Origin of the sequence: Flavobacterium sp. JAS, assembly GCF_020991455.1 — a bacterium.
GTDB lineage: Bacteria > Bacteroidota > Bacteroidia > Flavobacteriales > Flavobacteriaceae > Flavobacterium.
This window is the reverse complement of sequence record NZ_JAJMOX010000006.1, coordinates 100,401-126,864: the sequence shown is the minus strand read 5'-3', so window position 1 is coordinate 126,864 and position 26,464 is coordinate 100,401. Positions and strand designations below refer to the sequence as shown.

16 protein-coding genes are annotated in these 26,464 nt (G+C 35.7%); 1 reads left to right on the top strand and 15 read right to left on the bottom strand.

Translation table 11 applies throughout. From position 1 onward, the window contains the following. Window positions 1-211: 211 nt before the first annotated feature. The 4 genes from LPB88_RS10045 to LPB88_RS10030 form a co-directional block, all read right to left on the bottom strand. Window positions 212-619 carry a hypothetical protein gene (locus tag LPB88_RS10045; RefSeq protein ID WP_230715130.1) on the bottom strand — a complete coding sequence of 136 codons (408 nt, stop codon included), beginning with the start codon at window positions 617-619 and terminating at the stop codon, window positions 212-214. 77 nt (window positions 620-696) lie between these two features. Further along, on the bottom strand, window positions 697-1,716 hold the full coding sequence (gene pheS, locus LPB88_RS10040; RefSeq protein WP_140511485.1) for a phenylalanine--tRNA ligase subunit alpha: 1,020 nt from the start codon (window positions 1,714-1,716) through the stop codon (window positions 697-699). Between the two features lie 99 nt (window positions 1,717-1,815). Continuing rightward, window positions 1,816-2,343, bottom strand: a complete 528-nt coding sequence (locus tag LPB88_RS10035; RefSeq protein ID WP_230715129.1) for a hypothetical protein — start codon at window positions 2,341-2,343, stop codon at window positions 1,816-1,818. Between the two features lie 38 nt (window positions 2,344-2,381). After that, window positions 2,382-2,738: a hypothetical protein gene (locus LPB88_RS10030; protein WP_078006785.1), complete on the bottom strand. Its 357-nt coding sequence runs from the start codon at window positions 2,736-2,738 to the stop codon at window positions 2,382-2,384. Window positions 2,739-3,047: 309 nt separating this feature from the next. Between LPB88_RS10030 and LPB88_RS10025 the strand changes: the two genes are divergently transcribed. After that, entirely contained in the window at window positions 3,048-3,605 is a 558-nt protein-coding gene (locus tag LPB88_RS10025; protein WP_230715128.1) for a CvpA family protein, read from the top strand. A 433-nt stretch (window positions 3,606-4,038) separates the two neighbouring features. Here LPB88_RS10025 and LPB88_RS10020 read toward each other — a convergent pair whose 3' ends face one another. From LPB88_RS10020 to LPB88_RS09970, 11 genes are all read right to left on the bottom strand, one after another. Beyond that, on the bottom strand, window positions 4,039-6,444 hold the full coding sequence (locus LPB88_RS10020; protein WP_230715127.1) for a glycoside hydrolase N-terminal domain-containing protein: 2,406 nt from the start codon (window positions 6,442-6,444) through the stop codon (window positions 4,039-4,041). A gap of 154 nt (window positions 6,445-6,598) precedes the next feature. Then, a complete protein-coding gene (locus LPB88_RS10015) occupies window positions 6,599-8,548 on the bottom strand; it encodes a sialate O-acetylesterase (RefSeq protein ID WP_230715126.1) in 1,950 nt (649 codons plus the stop codon). 113 nt (window positions 8,549-8,661) lie between these two features. Next, window positions 8,662-10,170, bottom strand: a complete 1,509-nt coding sequence (locus tag LPB88_RS10010) for a cellulase family glycosylhydrolase (protein WP_230715125.1) — start codon at window positions 10,168-10,170, stop codon at window positions 8,662-8,664. 151 nt (window positions 10,171-10,321) lie between these two features. Further along, entirely contained in the window at window positions 10,322-12,571 is a 2,250-nt protein-coding gene (locus tag LPB88_RS10005) for a glycoside hydrolase family 3 C-terminal domain-containing protein (protein ID WP_230715123.1), read from the bottom strand. Between the two features lie 45 nt (window positions 12,572-12,616). Beyond that, window positions 12,617-14,194 (bottom strand): glycoside hydrolase, encoded by a 1,578-nt coding sequence (locus LPB88_RS10000; RefSeq protein ID WP_230715122.1) that lies wholly within the window; start codon window positions 14,192-14,194, stop codon window positions 12,617-12,619. Window positions 14,195-14,199: 5 nt separating this feature from the next. Continuing rightward, entirely contained in the window at window positions 14,200-16,356 is a 2,157-nt protein-coding gene (locus LPB88_RS09995) for a glycoside hydrolase family 3 C-terminal domain-containing protein (protein ID WP_230715120.1), read from the bottom strand. A 142-nt stretch (window positions 16,357-16,498) separates the two neighbouring features. Then, window positions 16,499-18,505, bottom strand: a complete 2,007-nt coding sequence (locus tag LPB88_RS09990) for a glycoside hydrolase family 97 protein (protein ID WP_230715118.1) — start codon at window positions 18,503-18,505, stop codon at window positions 16,499-16,501. Window positions 18,506-18,875: 370 nt separating this feature from the next. Continuing rightward, window positions 18,876-21,275, bottom strand: coding sequence for an alpha-xylosidase (locus LPB88_RS09985; protein WP_230715116.1), 2,400 nt, complete (start codon window positions 21,273-21,275; stop codon window positions 18,876-18,878). A gap of 140 nt (window positions 21,276-21,415) precedes the next feature. Then, window positions 21,416-23,902, bottom strand: coding sequence for a glycoside hydrolase family 2 TIM barrel-domain containing protein (locus LPB88_RS09980; RefSeq protein ID WP_230715114.1), 2,487 nt, complete (start codon window positions 23,900-23,902; stop codon window positions 21,416-21,418). Between the two features lie 102 nt (window positions 23,903-24,004). Continuing rightward, window positions 24,005-24,859, bottom strand: a complete 855-nt coding sequence (locus LPB88_RS09975; protein WP_230715112.1) for a hypothetical protein — start codon at window positions 24,857-24,859, stop codon at window positions 24,005-24,007. Window positions 24,860-24,881: 22 nt separating this feature from the next. Then, complete coding sequence (locus tag LPB88_RS09970) at window positions 24,882-26,459, bottom strand: RagB/SusD family nutrient uptake outer membrane protein (RefSeq protein WP_230715111.1); 1,578 nt, start codon at window positions 26,457-26,459, stop codon at window positions 24,882-24,884. Window positions 26,460-26,464: the final 5 nt, after the last annotated feature.

Sequence of the window (26,464 nt, the reverse complement as noted above, 5' to 3'; positions counted from 1 at the left end):
TTTGTTTTCGAGCAAGAAGCAAGATGTTAGATACAAGAAGCAAGACTGGATGTAGAAGAATAAATAAGAGAATATAAAAAGAGCCAAGATCTAACAACAATTAGTCTTGGCTCTTTTTATATATCATAAACAAAACTCTATATTTTATTCAAGCATTCAGTCTTATATCTAACATCTTGCTTCTTGCTTCTAAAAATCTTGCATCTAAATACTACTTCACCATTACGCCCTCAACAAAAAGAATCGGCACTTCTTCAGTATCGCTTTCGTTGATTAGGTTTGATTTAAAGATGAATTTCTTGTCGTATAAAGTGTTTCCAATGAAGAATGTCACCATGAATTCGTTATTCAAAACCAAAAGACTTTTTTCGATCATTTCGATTTTCACTACTGAAACTGCCGGAACTTCAACAAAGGCATGACGTAAAACTGATGTTTTTTTCATTTCGCCATCAATAGTTCCAAATGCTTTTGAAACTACCATAACGCTATCCAGATTAAAGTCGCTATCATTTACAAGATAGGCGTACCACACTTTTTCCATAAAATCGTCGCTCCATTCCTGAACAGCGGCAAGAAATACGTTTTCTACTTCTAGGATTGTTATATCTTTTTTCATATGTGTCAAAAGTTATAAAGTCGAAAAGTCGAAAGTCCCAAACTTTGAGACTTTCGACTTTTAACATTCGACTTAAATTATATATTTGCTTTAAATTGCTCTAAGAAACGAACATCATTTTCGTAGAACATACGAATATCACCAATTTGATACAATAACATCGCAATACGCTCTACTCCCATTCCGAAAGCAAAACCGTTGTATTCGTCTGGATTGATGTCGCAGTTTTTAAGAACATTTGGATCAACCATTCCGCAACCTCCAATTTCTAACCAACCAGTTCCTTTTGTGATACGGTAATCGGTTTCGGTTTTTAAACCCCAATAAATATCTATTTCGGCACTTGGTTCTGTAAAAGGAAAGTATGACGGACGTAAACGAATCTTCGATTTTCCGAACATTTCTTTAGTAAAATAAAGTAATGTTTGTTTCAAATCGGCAAACGAAACGTCTTTGTCAATGTACAATCCTTCCACCTGATGGAAAATACAGTGCGAACGTGACGAAATAGCTTCGTTACGAAACACACGTCCCGGAGAAATAGTACGAATTGGCGGTTTGTGATTTTCCATGTAACGCACCTGAACAGATGATGTATGCGTACGCAACAACACATCAGGATTGGTCTGAATGAAAAATGTATCCTGCATATCACGAGCCGGATGGTATTCCGGTAAGTTCAATGCGGTAAAATTATGCCAGTCGTCTTCGATTTCCGGACCTTCGGAAACATTGAAACCAATATTAGCAAAAATATCTATAATTTGATTTTTAACTATCGAAATCGGATGACGAGAACCAATAATAACCGGTTCTGCCGCACGAGTTAAATCACCAAAAACTCCTTTTATTTCTTCTTTACTTTCCAGTTCTTCCTGAATAACTCTTACTTTTTCTTCAGCAACAGCTTTTAAAGTATTTATGACCTGTCCAAAGTCTTTTTTCTGATCGTTTGGAATGTTTTTGAACTCTGTAAAAAGATCTTTCAACAATCCTTTACTACCTAAATATTTAATACGGAATTGCTCTAAGGATTCTTTATTTTTATCATTAAAGGCTTTGGCTTCCTCTATATGCTGTTTTATCTTGTCTATCATTTTCCTTCAATAATTGAGAATACAAATTTACATAATTTGTTTCAAGTTTAAAGTCTAAAATTTAAAGTTTCCTTTGCAAGCTGTGATATTCCTTCACAACTATTTTATCAGACTTTTTTTGCTTTCTATTTCCTGCACTTTTTTGAGCCAAAAATCTATTCCATCCTGATTTTTAACAATCTCTTTTTTAAAGTTTGCCGAAATAGCATTTAATTTCCCCCAGTTTCTCTGATTGTCTTTGTCGTGTTCTACTTTGGTCACAGGTTCTATTCTGGTTCTCCAAAAATCAATATTTTTAAGATAGTTTGTTTTTAAATCCTCGAAATATTGAATCATTTTTTCTTTAGAATTAGGAATATATCCCGGACCGCTGCAACCGCAGGAATGAAAAGTAATTCCAACGGAATATAAACTTTTCAAATGTTCCCATTTTTTCAAATCATCCTTTTTTGGTGATTCAAAATCAAGTCCCATGCTCGCCATCAATTCTGAACATTCAGGACATTTTGCTTCCTGAACGGATTGACTTCCTCTTTTTATATCATTTATAAACCTTCTCTTGAATGTTTTGCGACAATTAAAACAAGCATAATGAGGTTTATAAGCGACCATTGCATATCTACACATTTCTTTCCTGTTTTATTTTTTTAGAAATCTAAAAATACTTACTCAATAAGTTCTCTTTCTAAAAAATAATTCACAATCGCTTCTTTCATTAAAACCGATTGTTCTCCTGCTTTTAGTGCCGGTAATTCTTCTTTTACTTTATAATGTGGCCATCCTTCAGCATCAAAAAAATCGAATTCATAAAACCCATAAGGTTCCAATAATCGGCAAATAGCGATGTGCATCAGGTTTAATTTTTCATCTTTCTTGAATTCGCGGTGTACTTTTCCGAGTTCCTGAACTCCAATTAGGTAAATTATGGCATCTAAATCTAAGTCTTCTCCTTGCGAAAATTGATTAGATAGTATATCGACGAGCTTTTCCCATCGCTCTTTTAGTTGTGTATCTCTGGACATTTTTATAATTGTGAATTATGAGTTATGAATTATAAGTTCAAAAAACATAAAATTTAGTTTGCAAAGATACGGACTTCAAATCCAAAGACCTAAAATTAAAGATTTGCCTTGTTATATTGAAGAAATTGCCCACGGATTAAGCGGGTTTTAACAGATTGTCGCTGGTTATTTTTTATATATGTATTGGTTTTGAACAATAATAAACATCTGAAATTAAAACCTTAGTCCCGAAACTTCGGGATTGCATCTCTGAACCTTAAAAAACAGATAATTCTTTTATATTTGCGCCTCAATAAAATCAAGGAAAATATGAATTTTTTAGACATGCTTTTTGGAGCACTTTTGGCTTACAGTTTATATAAGGGAATTAAAAATGGCCTTTTTGTAGAAGTGGCTTCTTTTATTTCTTTATTGTTGGGAATTTATATTGCCATTAAATTTTCGTCTTTCATGAAAGAAATCATCATGAAACATGTTTCCTGGAATCCAAACACGATTCAGGTTACGGCTTTTATTCTGACTTTTATTTTAGTGGTTATTGGTGTTTATTTCTTAGCCAAAATCCTTACCGGAATTGCCGATTTTGCTTTTCTGGGATGGGCGAATAAACTGGGCGGAGGTTTTTTCAGAATCTTAAAAACAATCCTGATCCTAAGTATTTTTATTGCCCTTTTTGAAAAAATAAACTTCAATGAAACTTTTGCCAAAAAAGAAACTTTAGACAAATCTATTTTCTATAATCCGGTCAAAAAAGTGGCCGCTTTTATTTATCCTTCAATCGAAAAATGGTATGAGGAATTTAAAGAAAGCCAAGCAGATAAACCTAAAGAGGAAACTAAAAAGGAAGAAGCTTCAGAAAACGAATAATTAAGTCCCAGCGGGACAACATATTTATAGAAAATTTATAAATGTACCAACATAAAATCCCAGCGAGGTAAAATATAATATGTCGCTCCTATGGAGCTTAAAAATAATAAATTCGACAAATTTTATCCCGACACTTTGGGCAATGTCATTAAGCTAAGCTTTCATAAACTAAAATTTAATCTCGCAAAACCGCAAAGCTTAAACACAATATTGTCATTTCGACGAAGGAGAAATCCTCGCGAGAAGCTCGACAAAGATTGGGTTTTCGTTGCGGAGTTACTTACGAGGATTTCTCCTTCGTCGAAATGACAAAATCTTTGCGATTTTGCGTCTTTGCGAGATTTATTCGCCATAACACTATATACTCTCCCTTAACTTAATGACATTGCCCAAAGCGTCGGGACGCTCAGGGTGACATTAGTTTTCAAAAGAATTACCAGTTTATTTCTAAACTTTCGCCTTTTTTCAAGGTTACATTTTGTTTTTTATCTCCGTTAATCAAGATTGTTTTTCCGCCAAGTTTTGAAAAAATAGTCACTTTCTTTAAAGTTTTATTCTCCCAATTCATTGCGATTTCAAATCCGCCACGAGCGCAGATTCCTTTTACAGTTCCGGTTTCCCAAGCGTCTGGTAAGGCAGGTAATAATCTGATTTCGTTTTCGTCAGATTGTACCAACATTTCGGCAACGGCTGCGGCTCCTCCAAAGTTTCCATCGATTTGAAACGGAGGATGTGCGTCGAATAAATTCGGATATGTTCCTCCACCTCTTCTTGGTTTTTCGGTTTTCTTTCCGTCAGGATCGACATATCTTAATAATTCACGGAACATTTTATAAGCGCGATTTCCATCCCAAAGTCTTGCCCAAAGATTAATTCTCCATCCTTTTGACCATCCAGTTGTTTCATCCCCTTTTATTTCGAGTGTTTTCTTAGCTGCTTCGGCTAAATCCAGCGTTTGTAATGGTGCAATATGATCGCCTGGAAAAAGCCCAAATAAATGCGATTGGTGACGGTGTTTTGGATCTTCGTCATTCCAGTCGAAATACCATTCCTGTAAATTTCCTTTTTTACCTATTTGATACGGATGAAATTTAGAAAGTGCCGCTTGAAGTTTTCCTCTGAAATCAGCATCGATATTCAAAACTTCTGAGGCTTTGATCGTCTTCTCAAAACATTCTCTAATCATTGCCAAATCTGCGGTTCCGCCATACATTGTTGCTCCAATAAAACCGTCCGGTGCAATATATTTATTCTCTGGTGAAGTTGATGGCGATGTAATTAAATTTCCGTTTTTATCTAAAATCATCCATCCTAAAAAGAATTGCGAAGCTCCTTTCATAATTGGATATCCTTCATTTTTCAGATAATTTTTGTCTTGGCTAAAAACATAATGCTCCCAAATATGCGTGCTTAACCAAGCTCCGGATAATGGCCAGCAAGCCCAACTTGGATCTTCTTTTCCAAATTGTCCAACCGGATTTGTCATTGCCCAAATATCAGAATTATGTGCTGATGCCCAACCTTCATTGACTCCGTAAAAAGTCTTTGCTGTAACTTTTCCCGTTACTGAAAGATTTTTAATAAAAGATAAAAGCGGCAAATGCATTTCTGAAAGATTGGTGTTTTCTGCCAGCCAATAGTTTTCTTCCAGATTGATATTCATCGTGTAATTACTACTCCATGGCGGATTTAGATACGGATTCCAAATTCCTTGTAAATTTGCCGGAACGCCCATTGTTCTGGAACTGCTTATCAGCAAATAACGCCCGAAATTGAAGTATAAGATTTCTAAGTTTTTATCTTCTTTACCGTCAGCATATCTTAGTAAACGTTCATTTGTTGGTAAATCCGGTGCGGTTGTTTTGCCTAAATCTAAAGTAACACGATTGTAGAATTTTTGATAATCGGCAATATGAGATTCTTTTAATTGATCGAATGGTTTTGCAAATGACTTGTTCAGGTTTTGCAATGCAATTGCTACGTCGTCTAAGCCTTCTGTTGCTGGATTTTTGTCAAAACCATTAAAGCTTGTTGCAACAGAAACATAAATAATAGCTTCTGTCGCATCTTTTAAGGTTAATGTTTGTCCGAAACTTGTAATTTTTCCGTCCGTTTTTTTGATTTGGACTAAAGTGGTAAATCTTGTTCCTCTTTCTTTTATGTCAAGATATTTTGGTAAAACAGTATATCCCGGATTTTCATGAATTGGCGCAGAACCAGTCATTCCCAAAATATTATTTCTTACTTCAACATTTGATTTTAGTAAGCTCCTTAAATTAATATCAAAATTTAAAGCCCCTTTATGATCGCTTGTCAATTTGATGACCATAATTTGATCCGGAGCCGAAACAAAATATTCACGGGTATATTTTATACCAGCCATTTCGTAACTTACTTTTGATATTGCATTCGAAATATCCAGTTCGCGATGGTAATTTACCGCTTTCCCTTTTTCGGAATTATTAATTTCTAACGTTCCTAAAGGAGCAAATGATTCGGAGTTTTTACCTTCTATTTTTTTATTTAATTCTTCAGCCAGTTTATAGTTTTCGTTTTTGAGTGCTTCACGAATGGTGGGAATGTTTTTGTAAGCTTCCGGATTCATTTTAGAGTTTACGGGTTCCCCTGACCAAAGCGTCGCATCGTTCAAATAAATTTTATCTGAATTGGCACCGCCAAAAACGGTTGCTCCCATTTTTCCGTTTCCTAAAACTAAGCTTTCTTCAAAATATTCGGCAGGTTGATTGTACCACAAAACATGATTGGATTGTGCCGAAATGTTTGTACAGAAAGAAGTGATGAGTAAAATGAAAAATGTTCTTATGAGGTTTTGATTCATTTTTGGTGTGTTTTAATTTTAACGTTCAGATGTTCCTATGGAACATTATTACGGGTGTTAGTTCTTAGTTACCAACCAATTGTTCCTAGCGGAACATTTTTAGTGTAATCCCAATATTTTTCACAATTTACCTTTTACTTTTTACAAATTAAAATTATTTACTAACCTTATAAACTTCATTTGCCGTAATCATTTCCCAATTGTCAGTCCTGAAAGGTGACGCAGGAAATTTTTCTTTGTTGAAAAGATTAATTTCTGTATCGTCGTCTGCCCAACCGTAATGGATGGCAACGGGATTTTTTACTTCATCGCTGGTAACGATTATTTTGTTGTCTTTTATTATCGCTTTCGCGGAATGAAAAACTTTGTCAGCACCGGCAATTTCAAATCCTTTTACGTTTCCTGAATTGTCCGAAGTTGATAATCCGGAACCGATATTATTGAATGTCAGAATGATTTGGTTTCCTTTTATTTCCTGAGATTTATAAGTTGGTCCGCTGTAAACTTGCTTTTTTCCGTAAACATTATTCAATGCAATTGCTGCCAAACGTAATCCAACGTCTTGTTTGTTTGTTGGATGAATGTCTTTTGCGTTACCAATATCAGTTGTTACTGCCATTCCGGTGTTTGGTAATTTTAAAGTTTCGGTTTGTGCTTCACGAAGTTCCGCCCAACGGCTTCCTACTTTACTGTTTCCGCTGAATTCATTGAAAGTTGATAATTGCACGAAGTAAAAAGGAAAATCGCCTTGTTTCCATTTTGTTCGCCAATCTGTGATCATTAACGGAAATGCTTTTTTGTATTGTTTCGCTCTCCAAACATTGGCTTCTCCCTGATACCATAAAACGCCCTGAAATGCATACGGAACCAACGGATTTACCATTGCATTGTATAATAACGATGGATAACTGTTTGGTGAAACTGCAATTTTTACTTGCACTACATTAAATTTCCAAAGTCCTTCGAGAGGAATATTGTTGTCTTTAAACTGAATTTTCAGATCGGCTGGATCGCCGTAAATTCCACCGCCGCCCGAGTAATCTGCAATTCGAACTGAGATTACATTTTTTCCTTCTTTTAATGTTCCTGCGGGAATTTTATAAACTCTTAAGGCTTCCCAAATTTTATTGGTTCCAACCTCAACTCCATTTACGTATGTAATATCTTCGTCGTCAACTTTTGCAAGATGCAAAACGGCTTCGCTTTTTGCTTGTTCAGCAGTTAAAGTAATTGTTTTTCGCATCCAGACCACACCATCAATATTGCCTATTTGTTGGTTTTCCCATAATGATGGTACTTTTATTTCCGGCCAATTTTTATCATCGAAACTGAATGCTGCAAATTGGTTTTCATTTTCCATCGAAACATCAAAACCCTGAACTTTCTTTATATTATCTAAAACCGATTTTTTATAAACTTCAAAAACGGCATCCATATCAACTTGAGGAACATCGGCGATCATGTCTTTAAAGTCATTGCTTTTTTCGAATGCTTCGCGACTTGTCCAGGTTTCTACATTTGTTCCGCCCCAGGATGTATTGATAATTCCGATTGGGATTTTTAATTCCGCATATAATTTCTTGGCAAAATAATAACCCACAGCGGTAAAATTTCCAACATTTTCTTTGTTAGAAACTAACCATTTTCCTGCTTTTAAATCTTCTTTTGGCAAGCCGCTTAAATCTTGTGCTACTCCAAAATGACGAATCATTGGGTAATTAGAATCGGCTATTTCTTTTTCGGAGTTCTTAGTTTTTAAAACCTGAAATTCCATGTTTGATTGTCCGCTGCAAATCCAAACTTCTCCAACCAAAACATCTTTTATGATGATTTTATTTTTTCCTGTAATGCTTAATTCAAATGGTCCACCGGCTTTTTCAGCAGACAGTTTAATCATCCACTTTCCGTTTTTATCGGCTTGAATGGTTTTGGTTTGTTTGTTAAAATGAACCTCAACTTTTTCATTGGCATCTGCCCAACCCCAAACCGGAATTTCTTTGTTGCGCTGCAATACCATTCCGTCAGAAAACAGCAATGGCATTCGCACATTTGCACTTGCCATTATACTGAATATCAGAAAAATAAATATTATATATTTTTTCATTTTGCCTGTTTTAAATTGTTTTAAACCATATAAGTGATATAAGTAAACTTAAGTTTTTGCCATTTCTTAACTTATTTTTACTTATATCACTTATATAATAAAAAGATGTTTTTTTATTGTAATCCTTCTTTCAAAGCGGTTAATGCCTGAGTATCAAAAACAGTATTATTGCTTCTGTCAAAGATTCCGAAACCTTTGTCACCAAGACTTCCTTCATCCCAATAAAAAGGTAATAAACCATTTGCTTTTGCTTTTTGTACCACCGTTTTCAAATAATAAGCTCTTGATGCCAAATGTAAAGTTAAGGCATCGCCAGTTAAAGTTGTACGACGAATGGCGCCAAATTCTCCTAACAAAACCGGAATTCCTTTATCGACAAATTGAGATTTCATTAATTTGAAGTTTTTCTCCAAATCTGCTTCTTCTCCCCAATTTGCATTTCGTTCTGTATCTGTTGTTGAGTGATAATTTGCTCCCCAATAATAGAACATTTTTCCCCAGGTTTCGTCTTTGGTTAAACCGGCAAAATTCCAAGGGGAATAATAATGTACTTCAACCATCATTCGGCTTGTCGCTGAATCTGTCGGTAAAGTCAACATTAGTTTATTTGTTTTCTCAATGTCTGTCGATGGCCCTTGAACTACTAAAGTACGATAAGCGTTTTTTCCTCCGGTAGAACGAACTGCATTTATAAAAGTTTGATGGTAAGAAGTTAAAACTGCCATTTGTGTCGCATCTTCAACCGCTGGTTCATTTGCACTTGCAAAAAGTAAATGTTCATCAAAACCGCGTAATTGTGTTGCAATTTGTTCCCAAAAAGCTTTTTGTTTCGCATTGTTTTCTGCTTTTTTAGCTTCGGTAATGTTGTTTTCCAACCAGCCACCGTCCCAGTGAATATTTACCAGAACATACATATCGTTATCTACACAATATTGCACGACTTCTTTAACTCTGTTTAACCAATCAGCTTTAATCTTGGCTGTAGCCGAATTTTCTACATATTGGTTCCATGAACAAGGAATTCTAATAGCATTAAACCCATTTGCTTTTACTGCATCAATTAATGCTTTTGTAACTTTTGGATTTCCCCAGGCAGTTTCCCCGCCTGTTGCTTCCATTGTGTTTCCAATGTTCCAGCCTAGTTTTATTTTTGCGGCTAATTGTGCTGCAGTGCTGCTCATTCCTGAATTATCTGCCGCAATTGGATTTGTATTATAATTTGGATATGATATTTTAAGCGGATTTGCACCTGCCTGAGAAACAGAAATTTGTACGGATTGAGATTCGTTTGAACTTAACGTTATTGTCGCTGTTCTTGTTGAAGAACTTGGGTTTTCTAATGCTTTTATCTGAACAATTTTAGTTCCTAATGTTCCGCTGGTTTCACTAATTTTTATCCAGCTTGCGTCTGAACTTTTCATTAGCCAGGCTACCGCTTCACTTTTTACGGTAAGATCTACAGTATTCTCTATACTTTCAAAGTTAATAGCTGTTTTATCTGTAGTAAGTTCTTTTACCGTTAGATTCTGTGGTGTTTCTTTGTCTGCAGTGCAGGCCAAAACTTCAAAAAAAGCCGTACATACCAATAGAATTGCTATGTAATTGTATATTGTTTTTTTCATTTTATATAATTTAAAAAATTAATTTATTATGGCTACTTCTTTCAGATGGCCGCAATCTTTATTCAACTTATTATAAAAACACAACAATTATTGTATACGCTGTTCCTCTTTAATTTTGTTTAAAGAGGAACAGGTATTTATCTGTAAAAATTTATTTAATGGTAATCGAGATTTCTTTTTTGATATCTCTTGAAGAATTTCCTAATTTCAAAGTATATTTTCCTGGTTCTACAGTCCATTTTTTAGCTACTACATCATAATATGCCAATTCTTTTACCGGAATTTTGATCGTTACTGTATTTGAACTTCCTGCTTTTACTAATGTTTTTTGGAATCCTTTTAGTTCTTGTGCAGCACGGGTAATTTTTGAATCTGATTTTGAAGTGTACAATTGAACAACTTCTTTACCGTCAACTTTTCCTGTGTTTTTAACGTCTACAGAAACTGAGATTGTTTCGTTTTGCGCATAAGAAGTTTTATCAGCTTTAGCATTATCAAAAGCAAAAGTCGTGTATGATAATCCGTATCCGAAAGGATATAATGGTGCAATATTTTTAGTATCAAACCAACGGTATCCAATTAAAATTCCTTCAGCATAATTTACTGTTTTTCCGCCAGGGAAACTGTTTGTTGCATGTGCAGGAGAATCCATAATGTTTTTAGGCATTGTCCAAGGTAATTTTCCAGACGGATTTACTTTTCCTAAAATTACATCAGCCAAAGCGTTTCCACCTTCAGAACCGTTAAACCAACTCCATACTAATGCCGAAGTTTTTTTGCTAACTGCATCAATATCAAAAGGCGCTCCGGCAATCATAACAACAATTGTTCTTGGATTTACTGCCTGTACTTTCTGAATCAATTCTTCTTGACCAAATGGTAATTTTAAGTTTCTACGATCAGAAGCTTCTGTTTCGTAATCACGGTTTGAACCCGCGAAAATAATCGCCACATCAGATTTTTTAGCTGCTTCTACTGCTTCCAATACTTTTGCAGGATCTAATTGATCGATTGTTACAGGACCATTTAAAGTAATATCTCCTAATTTCCCTTTATTTTTTACATCATAACGCTCTAAATATCCTTCGGCATAATTGATTTTTATGGATGATGGTAATCTGTTTTTTAAACCTTCAAGCGGCGTAATTTCTCTTTTTGTTTTTACACCTGCACCAAATCCACCAAGAGCATTTTTCTTCGTAGCATTATTTCCAATTACGGCGATAGATTTTACTCCGTCCAGTTTTAATGGCAATGCATTGTTTTCATTTTTCAATAAAACGATATCTTCCGCCGCAATTTTGTAAGCGTCCTGATAATGTGCTTCTGTCGAAATACTTCCTTTTACACGGTCTTTACTTTGGCTTCCCATTGCTTTTACCTGAAATAAAGTGCGTAAAATTCTTTTTACGTGTTTATCCAATTCTGCTTCTGAGATTTCTTTGTTTTTTGCCGCAGCAATTAATTTATCGGCAAGGAAAAATTCGTTGAATGGTTTTGGAGTTCCCATTTCAATATCCAAACCACTTTCTAAAGATTTTACTGTAGAATGTACCGCTGCCCAATCTGAAACTACAACGCCTTTAAATCCCCATTCGTCACGTAATATTTTGTTTAACATATAATCGTTTTCACATAAATATTCGCCTCTGAATTTGTTGTAAGCGCCCATTATGGCATAAGCGTGAGCTTCTTTTATTGATGCTTCAAAAGCTGGAAGATAAATTTCGCGAAGTGTACGCTCGTCAATTTGTACATCGACAAAATCACGATTTGTTTCCTGATTATTTGCTGCAAAATGTTTTACGCACGCCATCACATCGTTGTCTTGTAAACCAACAATTAACGGCACTGCAATTTTTTTATTCAAAAACGGATCTTCAGACATATACTCATATGTTCTTCCTCCAAGTGGCGTTCTTACCATATTGATTGCCGGTGAAAGCAACATGTCTTTATCACGCGCACGCAATTCTTGTCCTACACTATTTCCAAAAGTATACGCCATATCAGCATTCCAGGTTGCAGCCAAACCGCCGCCTGCAGGATAATAGGTTGCAAAATCGTTTGTTAATCCTGCCGGAGCCCAATTGTCACGCGAGATTTCTTCACGAACTCCAAGTGGTCCATCCGCCATTTTTAATTCTGGAATTCCCAAACGTTTTACTCCGCCAGAGGTGAACATACTGTTTCCGTGTAACATTCCGATTTTTTCTTCGAGTGTCATTTGAGAAACCAGTTTGTCGATTTCGGCATCAAATTCTGATCCTATTTCTTTGCCTTTGTATTCTTTCTGAACTGAATTTTCAGCATCAGAATCTGAACTTTGTGCGTCTTTTTTACATGAAGTAAAAGCTGCAAAAGCTATCGCTACTGAAAGGTATATGATTTTGTTTTTCATGCTTAATAAATTTATTTTTAGTTTTTAGATAGTTGTTTTTAAGATTTAAAGCTTTACAAAATTCAATAAGAAAACATCATTCTCGTTGATTTTAAAATCTTTATTAAATGTCCCTTTTGCGTTAATTGTAATTTTTTCAGTTGCGATTAAATCGCCATTATTTTTTTCTTTTATACTTTTTACTTGTTCTTTTTTAAGCTGACTTGGTTTTCCCATCGCTAAATAATCCGAGTAAGCGTCATTAACTTTATAACCAACTTTATAAATCTCTAAAGTATAATTTCCCTTTTGTAAACCTTCGACTTCAATTTTTACCGTTCCTTTTGGTTTGGACGGTAAATCCTGAATATAATAGGTTTGATTGTTTACAGAATCTCCGGGATGTGTATTTGTAAAATCCCAGAATAATAACTGAATATTTCCTTTTGCATTTTTAGTTGCCCACGAAGAAGTATCTTTATTTTGAAGTTCTGTTTCTCCTAATTTGTTCAAAAAGGAATATGAGAAATAAGCCGGTTTTTTGATTCCCTGTGTATTCAACAACCCAAAACCTCCGTGAAAAGGCGTGAATCTTGGGCCCGGTTCTTCAAAAATATCGGTAAAAACCCAATATGACATGGAGTTTGCGGCATTGCCAACTTGTTTTAATTTTTGTAGAATATAAGCTGCCGAATGATAACTGTCGTGAATAGGATCTGCAGGCGTATAAGAGCTACTCCATTCTGTGTAATGCAATTCTAATTTTGGCTTAGCCGAATTTGAAATTTGCTCACGAGAAGTTTTTACTTCGCCACTTATACTTGATTCGTCTTTATTTAAAACAGTTCCCGTAGTTCCGAATTCGTCTAAAAACCCTTGTTTTACTCCATAAGTATGTGTCGAAATAAAATCTAACGGAACATTATTCTTCGCACAGAAATCAATTGTTTCCGGCACCCAACCTGCGCCTGCTGTTGCTGGTCCGCCAACTTTGTATGCTGGATTTACGCTTTTTATTCCGCGTGTGGCATATTCATATAATTTGAAATATTCTGCCTGAGTTCCTGTCCAGAAACCTGGTGATAAATTGGGTTCGTTCCAAACTTCAAAATACCATGTTTTTACTTCTTCGGCTCCGTAACGTTCTGTAAAATGCTGGGTTAAATTCCGAATTAAATCTTCCCATTTTTTATAATCTTTTGGTGGCGTTACATTTCCTTTCCACCAGAAAATAGTCTGATTTCCACTTGCTAATGCATTAGGCATAAAACCTAATTCTACAAATGGTTTCATTTTAATACTTATCAGAAAATCATACAAAGCATCAATATATTGATAATTGTATTCGGGATTTCCTTTTGAATCTTCATGATAAACTGCCATATCATCAGACAATAAACCGTGCATTCTGATGTATTTAAAATCACATTCTTTTTTGGTCATTGCCAATTGTTGTTGCCAGTCGGCACGTAAACCTTCATTGGCTCTTCCGGCGCCAATACATTCTTTGAACATGGTGTTTAATGCACCTGAAGTTTTATTGTAATCTACTTTTATGATTCTGTTTTCAGCGTTATTTTGTCCAAACAATTGAATATTGACCAGACAAAATAGAACGGATAGTATTATTAAATTTCTTTTCATCTTAATTACTTCACAGTTATTTTTTTGTTCAGAAGAATATTGTCTGAAGCATTTCCTACCTGAATTTCAATTGAATTATTTTCTAGTTCGAATTGTTGTTTCGATGTATTCCAATATTCTAAATCTTTAGCTTTTAAAATCAGGGAAACATTCTTTGTTTCTCCGGCTTTAAAGAAAACTCTCTGAAATGCTTTCAATTCTTTTTCAGGACGTTCTACTTTGGATTGCAATTGTTTTACATACAACTGAATCACTTCGTCTCCATCTTTATTTCCTGTATTTGTAACTGAAATTGTGACTTTTAATTCACCATTTTTAGTGATTGTTTCTGAATTGGTTTCAATTGCATTGCATTTGAAAGTGGTATAACTTAATCCGTGACCAAAAGCATATAATGGTTTTCCTTTGAAATACATATAGGTTCTGCCATTTCGAATATTGTAATCTAATAACTCCGGTAAATCTGTAATATCTTTTACCCAAGTTTGCGTTAATCGTCCGGCGGGATTGTAATCTCCAAATAAAACATCGGCCAAAGCCGTTCCAGTTTCCTGACTGTTTTGCGCCATATGTACAATTGCCGGAACGTGTTCTTGTGTCCAGTTTATCGCATATGGAAAACTACTGATTAAAGCGACAACCGTTTTAGGATTCGCCTGATAAACAACTTTAATCAAATCTTCTTGTTCTAAAGTTAGTGACTGACGATCTACGGATTCTTTTCCTTCGCTTGGAACGGGACAATTCGCCCAGCCTGCGTTACAAACCGGATGATTTCCAACAATCACAATTACAACATCGGCTTTTTTAGCGATTTCTGCTGCTTTGCCGTCGATGTTTTTTTTAGCGTAAAGGATTTCAACATTGTTTCCCAATTTATTTTTAATTCCCTGTAAAGGAGAAATAATATAAGGTGGCGTTCCGCTATACCAATCCAGCAATACTTCGTCTGCATGAAGACCGATTACGGCAATTGTTTTCAGTTTATCTTTTTGTAAAGGCAAAAATTGAGCATTATTTTTAAGTAAAACGATCGATTTCTGAGTGGCTTCTAAAGCGATTTTTTTATGCGCTTCAGTTTTCCAGGGATCAATGGTATCTTTTTCTATTCCAATTTTCGAATACGGATTTTCTGTTGAAGTATCCAACATTCCCAATTGAATCATTACTCTGAAATCTCCTCGAATAACGGCATCAATATCTTTTTCTTTTAAATATCCATGCGAAAGTGCTCCATAAACGCCTTCAGTATATTCATCTAAAAACTGATTAATTCCCGCTTTGATTGCGGCAGCAGCTCCAAGATATTTATCTGCGTAATATTTATGATCTGAAAGTAATAATTTGAATGCGCCTCCATCTGTGCAGATAATTCCGTTTTGTCCCCATTCTTTTTGGGTAATATTTTTAAGCATCGGATGTACCATTGCCGGAATTCCGTTTACTTTATTGTATGCTGCCATATAAGCCCGGGAACCTCCTTCGACAACGCCTTTTTGAAAAGGTAAAGCATAATATTCCCGCCAAAGCCTTTCGTCGAAATCTGATGAAGTATAGGTTCTGCCATCTTCATTGCTGTTGGCCAAAAAATGTTTCATTAACGAAGCTGTTTGCCAATATTTTGGATTGTTTCCTTGTAGTCCTTTTACAAAAGCAACGGTCATTGTTCCGTTAAAAAAAGCATCTTCGCCATAACTTTCTTCGGTACGACCCCAACGCGGATCTCTTGCAATATCTGCATTTGGAGCACGAACGACTAATCCGCCGCGATGGTATTTCTGGAATGCATATCGTGTTTCGTAACCTTCAACATGAGCTACTTTTTGCAGTACATCAACATCCCACATTTCTCCTAAACCATACGCCTGAGGAAAAGTTGTGGTGGTAACGGGTTGTTTGTTTTTTCCACCCCATTCTCCCGGTCCGCCCAAAGCCAAACCGTGCAATCCTTCTACATGTCCCGTTCCTAAAACGTCCAATCTTGGTATTGATGGATTGGTGCTTAAAGCCTGAATTTTTTCATCGAGCGTCATTAAAGACAACAAATTATCAATACGCTTTTCAGTATCTAATTTAGAATCCTGAAAAGGATATTGCTTTTGCTGCGCCAATATTAAATTGATCGACAAAAGAAAAACGATATGCAGAATGAGATTTTTCATTTAAAAAAATTGTGGTTATTTAGTAGAGACGCACTGCAGTGCGTCTCTACGTAAAATTTTTATAAATTATATTTTTGAAATCTAATCGTTGTGTTTGGTAAATACCTAACAGGTTTTAAAAACCTGTTAGGATATCTATAAATTATATTTTTTTAAATCTAATTGCTGCTCCTCCAGCGCCTCCTAAATGTAATTTTAGCGAATCTGAAGCTTTTACTGTTTTCTTCGAAATTGCGATTTCAGCCGGATTATGTGTTTCATCTGTTCCTACAGCATCAGCATAAATTTGTGCTTCATAAGTTGCATTTGGATCTAAAAATGATAAAGCAACATTTACGTCTCTTGCTTTTTCGTTTGTGATTGTTCCTAAATACCAATCAGCGCTTTTTCTGTCTTTACGAACTGTTGTGATGTATTCACCAATTTTTCCTTCTAATACTTTTGTGTCTTCCCAATCTGTTGGAACATCTTTTAAGAATTGCAAAGCTGGTTTTCCTTCGTAATTTTCAGGAAGATCTGCCATCATTTGGATTGGTGCATAAATCGTAACGTACAATGCCAATTGTTGTGCCGCCGTTCCGTGAACTCTTTTTCCAGGATATCCTTGTTTTACCTCAACATCAAAAATTCCCGGTGTAAAATCCATTGGTCCTGAAAGCAATCTTGTAAACGGAATAATCGTCAAATGGTTTGGCGGATTTCCTTCGCTCCACGCATTATATTCTTGTCCACGCGCTGCTTCTCTCGAAACCATGTTTGGAAAAGTTCTGCGTTCTCCGGTATCTTTTATCGATTCGTGGTATAAAACGGCTAAATCATATTGTGCTGCTTTTTCTAAAATATATCTGAAATAATTCACTCCAAATTGTCCGAAGTGCATTTCTTTCATGTTTAATTTAGAACCTACGTGACCAATTTTAACCGAGTGAATTCCTAGTTTTTTGTATAAGGCGAAACCTTCGTCAACTTCTTTTAAATAATTGATTAAGTTCGAACCTGTTTCATGGTAACCGATTAATTCTACGTCTTTTTTCTTTCCGTATTCAACCACTTTTTCTAAGTCAAAATTGTCTGCGCTTTTTGTAAAACTGAACATGTGCATGTGGTTTTCATACCATTGTGGTGTCCAGCCTTTATTCCAGCCTTCGATCAATAAATGGTGAAATCCTTCTTTTGCAGTAAAATCAATATATTCTTCGGCATGTTTGGTTGTTGCGCCTTGTTTGTCGCTTTCCCAAAAAGTATATTTCCCGATGTGCATTCCCCACCAAATTCCGAAGTATTTGTATGGCTTGAAATAACTTGCAGTATTTTTTAATTTATTTGGATCATTTAGATTTAAAATCAAATATGAAGTAATTAAATCTCCTGGAGTTTCACCTATCTGAAGCGTTCTCCAAGAAGAAGTAAACGTATCTTTTACACGAACTTTTACACCATCAGACCAAGGCACTAAATCAGATTTAAGTTGTGTTCCGGTTGTGTTTACCAAAGTCATACTCGCAAAATCTACCAGATTTGCTTCGTGAAAACTTAAGGCTAATCCGCTTTTGCTTTCTATTGTAAGTGGCGTCAAAACGGTATCAAGCGTACTTACCGGAGCATCTTTAAAAAGATATTCGTCACGGTTTTCTCTGTTTGCCGGAATCCACCATGCTTTTCCATCTTCTTTTAAGTTAAAAGTCGTTTTTTCATCCATAATGAAAATACTGTCTTTTACATTTTGTTTTGGATATACATATCTAAAAGCAATTCCGTCATCAAATGCACGAAACTGAATTTCTAACTTTCGCTTGTTTCCGCTTTTTTGCTGTAATTGAACAGAAAGCTGATTGTAGTGATTTCTAATATTTTTCTTTTCTCCCCAAACTTGTTCCCACGTTTCATCAAAAGAAGTATTTTTCACGCTTTTGATATCAAAATCAGAACTTAAGTTTTCATTTCCTTTTAATAAAAACCCCATATCTGATGGTGTTATCACTTCGGTTTTTCCGTGTGAAACAGCATATTTTGGAGTGTTTTTTACTAACTCAAATTTGATTTTATTTTGCCCGTTTGGTGAAGCCAATTCGTAAGCATTTTTATTTTTCTGACTGTATCCAATCGAAACTGAAAGGATTAAAGCGGGAAGAATGAGGTAATTTTTCATGATATTTTTCTTAATTCATTTTTAATAAATCGGGTGTTGCTTATGATGCTTTCACCCGATTTAGAAACTCAACAAAAACTTATTTTCAACATTGTATGTGGTTTTTAAACACATAGAATCATAGATATACTAAACTTATAAAAAGGCGTTTCACTTATTTAAACAAACATAGCTATGTGTAAAAGCGTGCTTTTTAATTACTCTTTTAAAGTTCACAAAACCTATGTTTCTATGTGTTTAATTTTTTCACGCAGATTTGGCAGATTGAGCAGATTTTTATTTTCTAAGCTGTATCTTTTTTTGCCACGAATTGCGCGAATTATCCCGAATTTAATTTGTGTAAATTAGTGCAATTCGCGGCAACCTTTTTTTATTTTACCCACTCTGTTTTTAGAGTTGTTTTTCCTTGAAATGGGTTTGAAGTTACATCAAAATTGTTTCCGTTTTTGGTCACTTTTATTTCTTGCACTGCATCTCCATCCGGTAAAAATACTTTGGCTGTCGCCGAAGTTGTTTTATCACTTGCGTACACTTTTAAAGTCAATTTACTCCAATCCATGTCTTTTGTAGATTGTGCCAAAGCGATGTGAGGCAATGCAGTTCCGTCTTTTACTAAAACTACGATTGGTACTTCACCTGCTTTGATTTTATGCCATCCAGATTGGTATACTTTTTTAGTTTGGTAATCAATCCAAGTTCCTTCCGGAAGATAAACGTCTCTTTCTGTAACTTCCTCAAAAAGTGGTGCAACTAGCATGCTTGAACCAAATAAATATTCATTGTCTACCAACCAAGCTCCCGGATCATTTGGATATTCTACAAATAAAGCACGCATCATTGGCAATCCTTTTTGAGAACTTTCTTTTGCCTGAGCGTAGATATATGGCATTAATTCGTAACGCATATTATCTGCTTTTCTAAATCCTTCAAGGAAATCTTTACTGTATAACCAAGGCTCGCGTGGAGGTTCACCGTGGCTTCTTACGTGTGATGTAAACATTCCGAAAGGTGCCCATCTTCTGTATAAATTCTCTGGAGATTTTGTTGCAAATCCTCCTACGTCATGACTCCAGAAACTGAATCCGCTTAGTCCTAATGAAAGTCCGCCACGTAATTCTGCCGACATTGCTCCGTTTGAAGTTTCGGCATCTCCACCCCAATGTAACGGGTAACGCTGAGATCCTGCCCATGTACTTCTTGCCCAGATTAAAGTATATCCTTTTTCTTTCTGAGTAATTTCGGCTACAGCCTTATTGTATCTTAATGGGTATAAATTGTGTTCGTAGAAACCTGTTCTTCCTGAATGGTAAATTCCGTCCGGCGGAGCTGCTTCTCCAAAATCTACTTTGAAAACTGAAACTCCCTGATCAAACAAATGTTTCAGTTTTGCCTGATACCAAGTTACGGTTTCAGGATTTGAGAAATCCAAAACAGCATCTTCGTACGGAAGATTTCCTTTGCGGTCTCTTACGGCTAAGTTTTTATCCATGATTTCATTAAACAAGGTATTCTTTGGTGAGAAATAAGGCAATTGCCATAAACACACATGAAAACCATCGTCTTTAAGATCGGACATCATTTTTTGTGCATCCGGAAAACGGTCTTTCGAAAACTCATAATTATTTCTCCAATCTACATCAAACCAACCGGTATCAAAGTGAATTACATCTGTTGGGATTTTATATTTACGTAGATCTTTTGCTACTTCTCTTCCTTCTTTTTCAGAGAAATAAGTGATTCGGCTCATCCAGAATCCAAATGACCAAAGCGGCGGCATTGCTGCTTTTCCGGTTAAATCTGTGTATTGATCCAAAACATCTTTTGGTTCTCCGATGAAGAAAAACAAATCGGCTTCGTCATCTCCAATATACATTTCGTTGGCACTTGAAAAATATCTTCCAAAGTCAACTGTAATTGGTGTTGAATGGTGCATGAAAACTCCGTAACCACGACTGCTCATATAAAACGGAACTGGTTTGTACATCGTTTCATTCTGGATTCCGTTTGCATCATCCGTCCATAAAACTACTTTTTGTCCGCGTTTATTGAATTGTGTGAAAGATTCTCCACATCCAAATATCTTTTCGTCTGGTTCTAAGCTAAAAGCTGCGCCCATACTTCTGGAATAATCGCTGTTTCTGCGCACATACGAGAACGGAAGTGTTGGTGTATAGGTGTTTTTAAAATCTGAATCGTGAAGTGTACTTGTCAGTAATTTTCCTTTTTCATCGTAAATTTTTACGTGCCAAGGTTTTGTCAAAATCTCAACAACTCCATGTTTACTGGTGTATTTATGGCCGCCTTCAATTTTAGAATATTTCCATAATTCAGGATGATTTGGCGCAACGCCATTAATCAACATTAGGGATTCTTTTTCAGGATAAAATTGTGGTCCAGAAGTAGTTTTGATTCGGATGGTTCTGTCTGAAACAAACTGAATCTGGAATGGTAATTCCGGTGAAGCCTGATATTCTGTTGTTGGAAATTCGTTTGCTTCAACGGTATCAGGTTTCATCATCATGTTGTTGAAAGCCTGACGCGTTTTATAATTGTATCTCAAATATTTTATCGTTCCTTTTCCCGTTGCAGGATCAAAAGCGGTAAGTTCATCGGCAAAATAAAAGGTGTTCAGATAATTCTGAAAATCTTTGCTAATGTCTATCGGAGCATTAAGTACATCTGCATTTTGAATTTGTGCAGACGCTTTTGGCGTAAGCAGCAATCCAAACATACAGATTGAAAACAATGTGGTTAGTTGTGAGTTTTTCATTTGTTAATTTTATTATTTTCTTTCCTGCAAGGTTTTCGAAACCTTGTAGGTATTATGTTGAGTTATTCAAAACTTTAATTATTTATCTGTCAATTATACCTACAAGGTTTTGGAAACCTTGCAGGAATAGCGACGACTTATTACTCTGCTGTAATTACAATTGTTGCTGGTTTTAATCCATTCGCTTTAGCGGTTAATTCTAATCTTCCTGTTTTATTATCAGACTGAATAATGACCAAACATTTCCCGTTAAGCGCGGTGTGTTTTGAACCTTTGTATGATTCATGACTTACCGGATCTCCACTGCAAACGCCTACGATTTTTCCGTCTCCTTTTAAGGAGAAATTAATTTCGTTATTGGCATTTGGAGCCAAAGTTCCTTTTGCATCCTGAATATCAACGGTTACAAATGACAAATCATTTCCGTCGGCTTTGATGTTGCTTCTGTCTGCTGTCAATTTTAATTGCGATGGATTTTCGGCTGTTTTAATTTCGGTTTCCAAAACTGTTTTTCCGTTTTTACGAGAAATTGCTTTTAGGGTTCCTGGTTGAAAAGGAATTCTCCACATTACGTGTAAATCGTCTCCCTTTTTACTTCTGATTCCAACTGATTTTCCGTTAAGGAAAAGTTCAACCTCATCTGCTTTATTATAATAAGCCCAAACATCAACATTTTGTCCAACTTTCCAGTTCCAATGTGGGAAAATGTGCAGAACGGTTTTGTCTGTCCATTCACTTTGGTACATATAATAAACGTCTTTTGGGAAACCGGCTAAATCTACAATTCCGAAATACGAACTTATTGATGGCCATTCGTATGGAGTTGGTTCTCCAATATAATCGAAACCTGTCCAGATGTACATTCCTGAAAGGTAATCGTGTTTTTTAATGATTTTCCAAGTTGCTTCATGTGTAGAACCCCAAGGCGCCTGAACCTGATCGTAAGCAGAAACAGTGTTTCCGGGATTTCCTCCTGTAAATTTAAGATCCCATCTTACCGGCCATTTTTTAATGGAATCAGAATTGGCATCATAATAACCACGAGTTTCTAAAGCTGATGTTGTTTCTGTAGCAATAAATGGTGTATTCGGGAAATTCTTTTTATGGTATTCATACGTTTGATGCGCATAATTGTAACCAATAATGTCCAAAGTTCCAGAAGCTGCAATTTTATTATAATCCACTTTTGCTTTATCAAACTGTAAATCGATACCATCAAGATTCATATTCACTGGCGGATTCATAGCAGCAGTGATTGGACGGGTTTTATCGTATTGACGTGTAATTGCCGCCAATTCTTTTGCTATCACAACACCACTTTCGTCCCATTGCTGTGGAATTTCATTTCCAATACTCCACATAAAAATACTTGGATGGTTACGGTCGCGAAGCAATTGATCGATTAAATCTTTCTTGTGCCATTTGTCCCAATCGTTTCCGTAATCGTATTTGGTTTTGCTTTGTTTCCACATGTCAAATGCTTCATCCATAACAATGAAACCCATTTTATCGCAAAGATCCAGAAGTTCAGGAGCAGGTGGATTGTGAGAAGTTCTGATTCCGTTAACGCCCATTCCTTTTAAGATTTCTAACTGACGTTCGATCGCACGCGTATTGATTGCAGATCCAAGCGGTCCTAAATCATGATGCATACAAACTCCTTTAATTTTAACTTGTTTTCCGTTTAAAAGGAAACCTTTGTCTAAATCAAATTTAAAATCTCTGATTCCGAAATTGGTTTTGTATTGATCTACAATTTTATCATCAACAGAAATTTCGGTGATAGCTGTGTATAATTCCGGCTTTTCAACTGACCATAAAACTGGCGATTCAACTTCAGCTTCTTGTTTAATGATTTGGTTGGCATTTGCTCCAATGGTTATATTTTGGGTAACGGATGTTACTTTGGTAGCTTCTTTAAAAATAGTAGTGGTTACAGTTGCTTTTTTTGAAGCTGTATTTTGATTCTGAATCGTAGTTTCAAAATGTATTGAAGCTTTTTCAGTCGTAACTTTTGGTGTTGTTACATAAGTTCCCCATTGTGCAACGTGTAATTTATCTGTAGTTTCTAACCAGACATTTCTAAAAATCCCTGATCCTGAATACCAACGTGAATTGGGTTGTTTTGAATTGTCAACCTTTACAATAATTTCGTTGTTTTTGTCTCCGTAATTTAAATACGAAGAGATTTCATATTGAAAGCCAATATATCCGTTTGGACGTTTTCCTAAATAATGTCCGTTTATCCAAACTTCACTATTTCTGTAGACTCCGTCAAAGACAATTGATATAACTTTATTTTTATCAGAATCACTTATTTTAAAAGTTTTCTTATACCAACCTAGACCTCCGTTAAGTGCTCCGCCTCCATATCCGGCAGGGCTTTTTTCATCAAACTTCCCTTCGATACTCCAATCATGCGGAACATTTAAGGTTCTCCATTTGGTTGAAATTCCAATGGTATCTTTATCAGTTATGCTATCGTTTAAGTGAAAACTCCAATCTGAATTAAAAGAAATTTTTCGGGTATTAAAAGCATCTTCTTTCTTGCTGCAAGAGCCAAAAAAAATGATTCCAACCAAGACTAATATGGAAAGTATGCGACTTAATTTTTTTATTTTCTGCATTGGTACTATTTTTTATTTTGGGAATTGGAAATAGAAATAATTTAAGTCTCAGTTTTAAAGACTTTGAAACATCTTTAAAACTGAGACTTTAGAATTAAATAATTAAGGCTTTGGTTTGTAGTGGAAAACTATTAGACAAACTCCTTCACCTTTTCTGCTTTTATCTCTTATAACAGCTAATCGTAATGATGTTGCTGAAAGCTCAACTACTTTTACACTATACCAGTTGCTTACATCGCCATAATAATCTCCTCCGTAAAGCATTTCTACTCCACCATTAAAACTCAATTTATTGTTTGCCATATCAAAACCGTAAGTTCCTGTTTTGGTAGTTTGTTCAGTACTTGCAATAGCTGTTTGAGTTACTTTTGTATTATATCCTCCGTTAAGATCAAAATGCATCTCACCCCAATCTTTATTTGGCATTACCCAGGAATTGCTTGCGTAATCCGGAAACCAGTTCCAGTTATCTCCAGAAGCGGCAGGATAATCTAAACCTGCCCAACCTACGGGATCAATAAAATCTAAAACCCATGTTTTTCCGTCTACTCCGTTAGTAAGCATATTCCATTTTGGATCGCTAAAATAGCTAGTGTCATTTTGGGCTACATCAACTACAACTGGTGCTGCATCTACAGAACCTCCTCTTGTATATGCGGTGAAATAAACCGTATATTTTCCTGCGAAAGGAAATGTAACCTGATCATCTCCTTTATTAGAATGCCCTAATTCGTTACCAGCTGCATCGGTATATTTCCAATACGGAATTACAGTTGGATCTTCATTTTTTAAAATCACTACGTTTTTATTCGCAGCATTTTGTGTCACAGAAAATTTAAGGTTTGACGACGTTTGTGTTATTGCCGGCAAACTCTCGCGATCTTCAACTGGCTCACACGAAAATAATAAGGAGCCAATGGTTATTGCAGTTATTACTATATATAGAATACGTTTCATAATCATTTGTTTTTAAAATTAATTACCAACCCGGGTTTTGAGAAATAGTACCGTTTGAAAGCACTATTTGAGATTGTGGTAACGGGAACCAACCTAAAGTTTCGGTTCTAAATGTTACTGCAAAATCAGATCCTGCGTCATTATTATCAATTGCCGCTTTTGCTACATCAACACCTTGTCTGATTAAATCGAAATAACGTTGTCCTTCAAGCGCTAATTCTAAACGACGCTCATTCATAATTACCGCTTTTGAAACCGGCACTCTATGCGTTGTGCTCTTGAAAGCACGGTCACGAACTTTATCCAAATCTGCTTGAGCTAATGCTGCATTTGTTCCTAAGTTCAATTCAGCCGCCATTAACAATACATCTGAAAAACGAATGACTGCATAATCCTGATAGTTGTCAATTTGAAAATTTCCTCCGTTAACTTCTACAATACTTGTTCCCGCGGCATTCGTAATTGGACAATATTTTTTCCATGAATATCCTGTGTATTGGCGTTGGTCTCTCGCTTGCTGATCAAAATTTAAACCTTCGCCTGAATAATTAATAATAGTAGCATCTCTACGTGTATCTCCAGTTTCATAAGCATTATATAGTTTAGGATTCACTGTTGCTCCACCCCAACCACTTGCATATTTTCCAATAGCTCCACCACGTGGCGCAATATCAACCTGAAAACGGTTTCCTTCGTTTAGGTTCCAATCTCCTTTTCCTGAACCGTTAAAACGAACAGCCCAAACCATTTCTGTATTATCTTCTCCTGCAAATTTCTCAAAAGAAGCAGCTAGCCAAAGATTAGCAAAATCAGCCACCAAACCGTGTCCACTGTTACTTACTACATCATTAATATAAGTTGTTGCTTGTGCTTTAGTAATTACACCTGCCAAATCTGCTTTTTTGTAATAATCTGTATAGAACAAAAAGGTTCTTGCTAAGTAAGCTTCAGCAGCCCATTTTGTAATGCGTCCGTAATTAGCGTTTCCTGTTTGAGAATAATTGTCGTTGTTTAAATTATCTGCAGCAAATTTTAAATCGTTAGCGATTAAAGCATACGTTATTTCAGCAGCTTGTCTTGGCAATTGAAATTCACTAGACGTAATTGTATGGTCCAGAGGAACAATATCTCCAAACATTTTTGCAGCCTGAAAATGGAAATGTGCTCTTAAAAAACGAACTTCTGCTTCGTATCTTGTTTTTAGCGCCGTGTCAGATCCCCAGTTTACTTTGTTCAGATTTTCTAATAAAATATTAGCTCTGTAAATTCCTAAATAAGAGTTTTTCCAAACATCAGCGTTCATGTCTTTATTAGACACATATAAAAATCGATCCCATTCTAGATCTACCACCGCATCTGCAGTACCATATCCTCCAAAACAATCATCAGAAGCTTGTTCACTAACTAGCAAAGGTCCGCCGTAAGCTTCACGTTGTAATATATCATAAACAGCAATTAATCCTTGGTAAGCATCATTTGGTGTTTTATAAAAGTTTTCTTCAACCTTAGTTGTAGAAGGCTCAGTGTCAAGAAAATCCTGTGAACAAGCTCCTAAAACGAATAAGCTTGATACAGCGAATAATTTTATATAATTTTTCATCGTTT

Coding starts and splice junctions, on each gene's coding strand:
- LPB88_RS10045 (WP_230715130.1), bottom strand. CDS start 619: ATGAAAAAAGATATAACAATCCTAGAAGTAGAAAACGTATTTCTTGCC.
- pheS (WP_140511485.1), bottom strand. CDS start 1,716: ATGATAGACAAGATAAAACAGCATATAGAGGAAGCCAAAGCCTTTAAT.
- LPB88_RS10035 (WP_230715129.1), bottom strand. CDS start 2,343: ATGTGTAGATATGCAATGGTCGCTTATAAACCTCATTATGCTTGTTTT.
- LPB88_RS10030 (WP_078006785.1), bottom strand. CDS start 2,738: ATGTCCAGAGATACACAACTAAAAGAGCGATGGGAAAAGCTCGTCGAT.
- LPB88_RS10025 (WP_230715128.1), top strand. CDS start 3,048: ATGAATTTTTTAGACATGCTTTTTGGAGCACTTTTGGCTTACAGTTTA.
- LPB88_RS10020 (WP_230715127.1), bottom strand. CDS start 6,444: ATGAATCAAAACCTCATAAGAACATTTTTCATTTTACTCATCACTTCT.
- LPB88_RS10015 (WP_230715126.1), bottom strand. CDS start 8,548: ATGAAAAAATATATAATATTTATTTTTCTGATATTCAGTATAATGGCA.
- LPB88_RS10010 (WP_230715125.1), bottom strand. CDS start 10,170: ATGAAAAAAACAATATACAATTACATAGCAATTCTATTGGTATGTACG.
- LPB88_RS10005 (WP_230715123.1), bottom strand. CDS start 12,571: ATGAAAAACAAAATCATATACCTTTCAGTAGCGATAGCTTTTGCAGCT.
- LPB88_RS10000 (WP_230715122.1), bottom strand. CDS start 14,194: ATGAAAAGAAATTTAATAATACTATCCGTTCTATTTTGTCTGGTCAAT.
- LPB88_RS09995 (WP_230715120.1), bottom strand. CDS start 16,356: ATGAAAAATCTCATTCTGCATATCGTTTTTCTTTTGTCGATCAATTTA.
- LPB88_RS09990 (WP_230715118.1), bottom strand. CDS start 18,505: ATGAAAAATTACCTCATTCTTCCCGCTTTAATCCTTTCAGTTTCGATT.
- LPB88_RS09985 (WP_230715116.1), bottom strand. CDS start 21,275: ATGAAAAACTCACAACTAACCACATTGTTTTCAATCTGTATGTTTGGA.
- LPB88_RS09980 (WP_230715114.1), bottom strand. CDS start 23,902: ATGCAGAAAATAAAAAAATTAAGTCGCATACTTTCCATATTAGTCTTG.
- LPB88_RS09975 (WP_230715112.1), bottom strand. CDS start 24,859: ATGAAACGTATTCTATATATAGTAATAACTGCAATAACCATTGGCTCC.
- LPB88_RS09970 (WP_230715111.1), bottom strand. CDS start 26,459: ATGAAAAATTATATAAAATTATTCGCTGTATCAAGCTTATTCGTTTTA.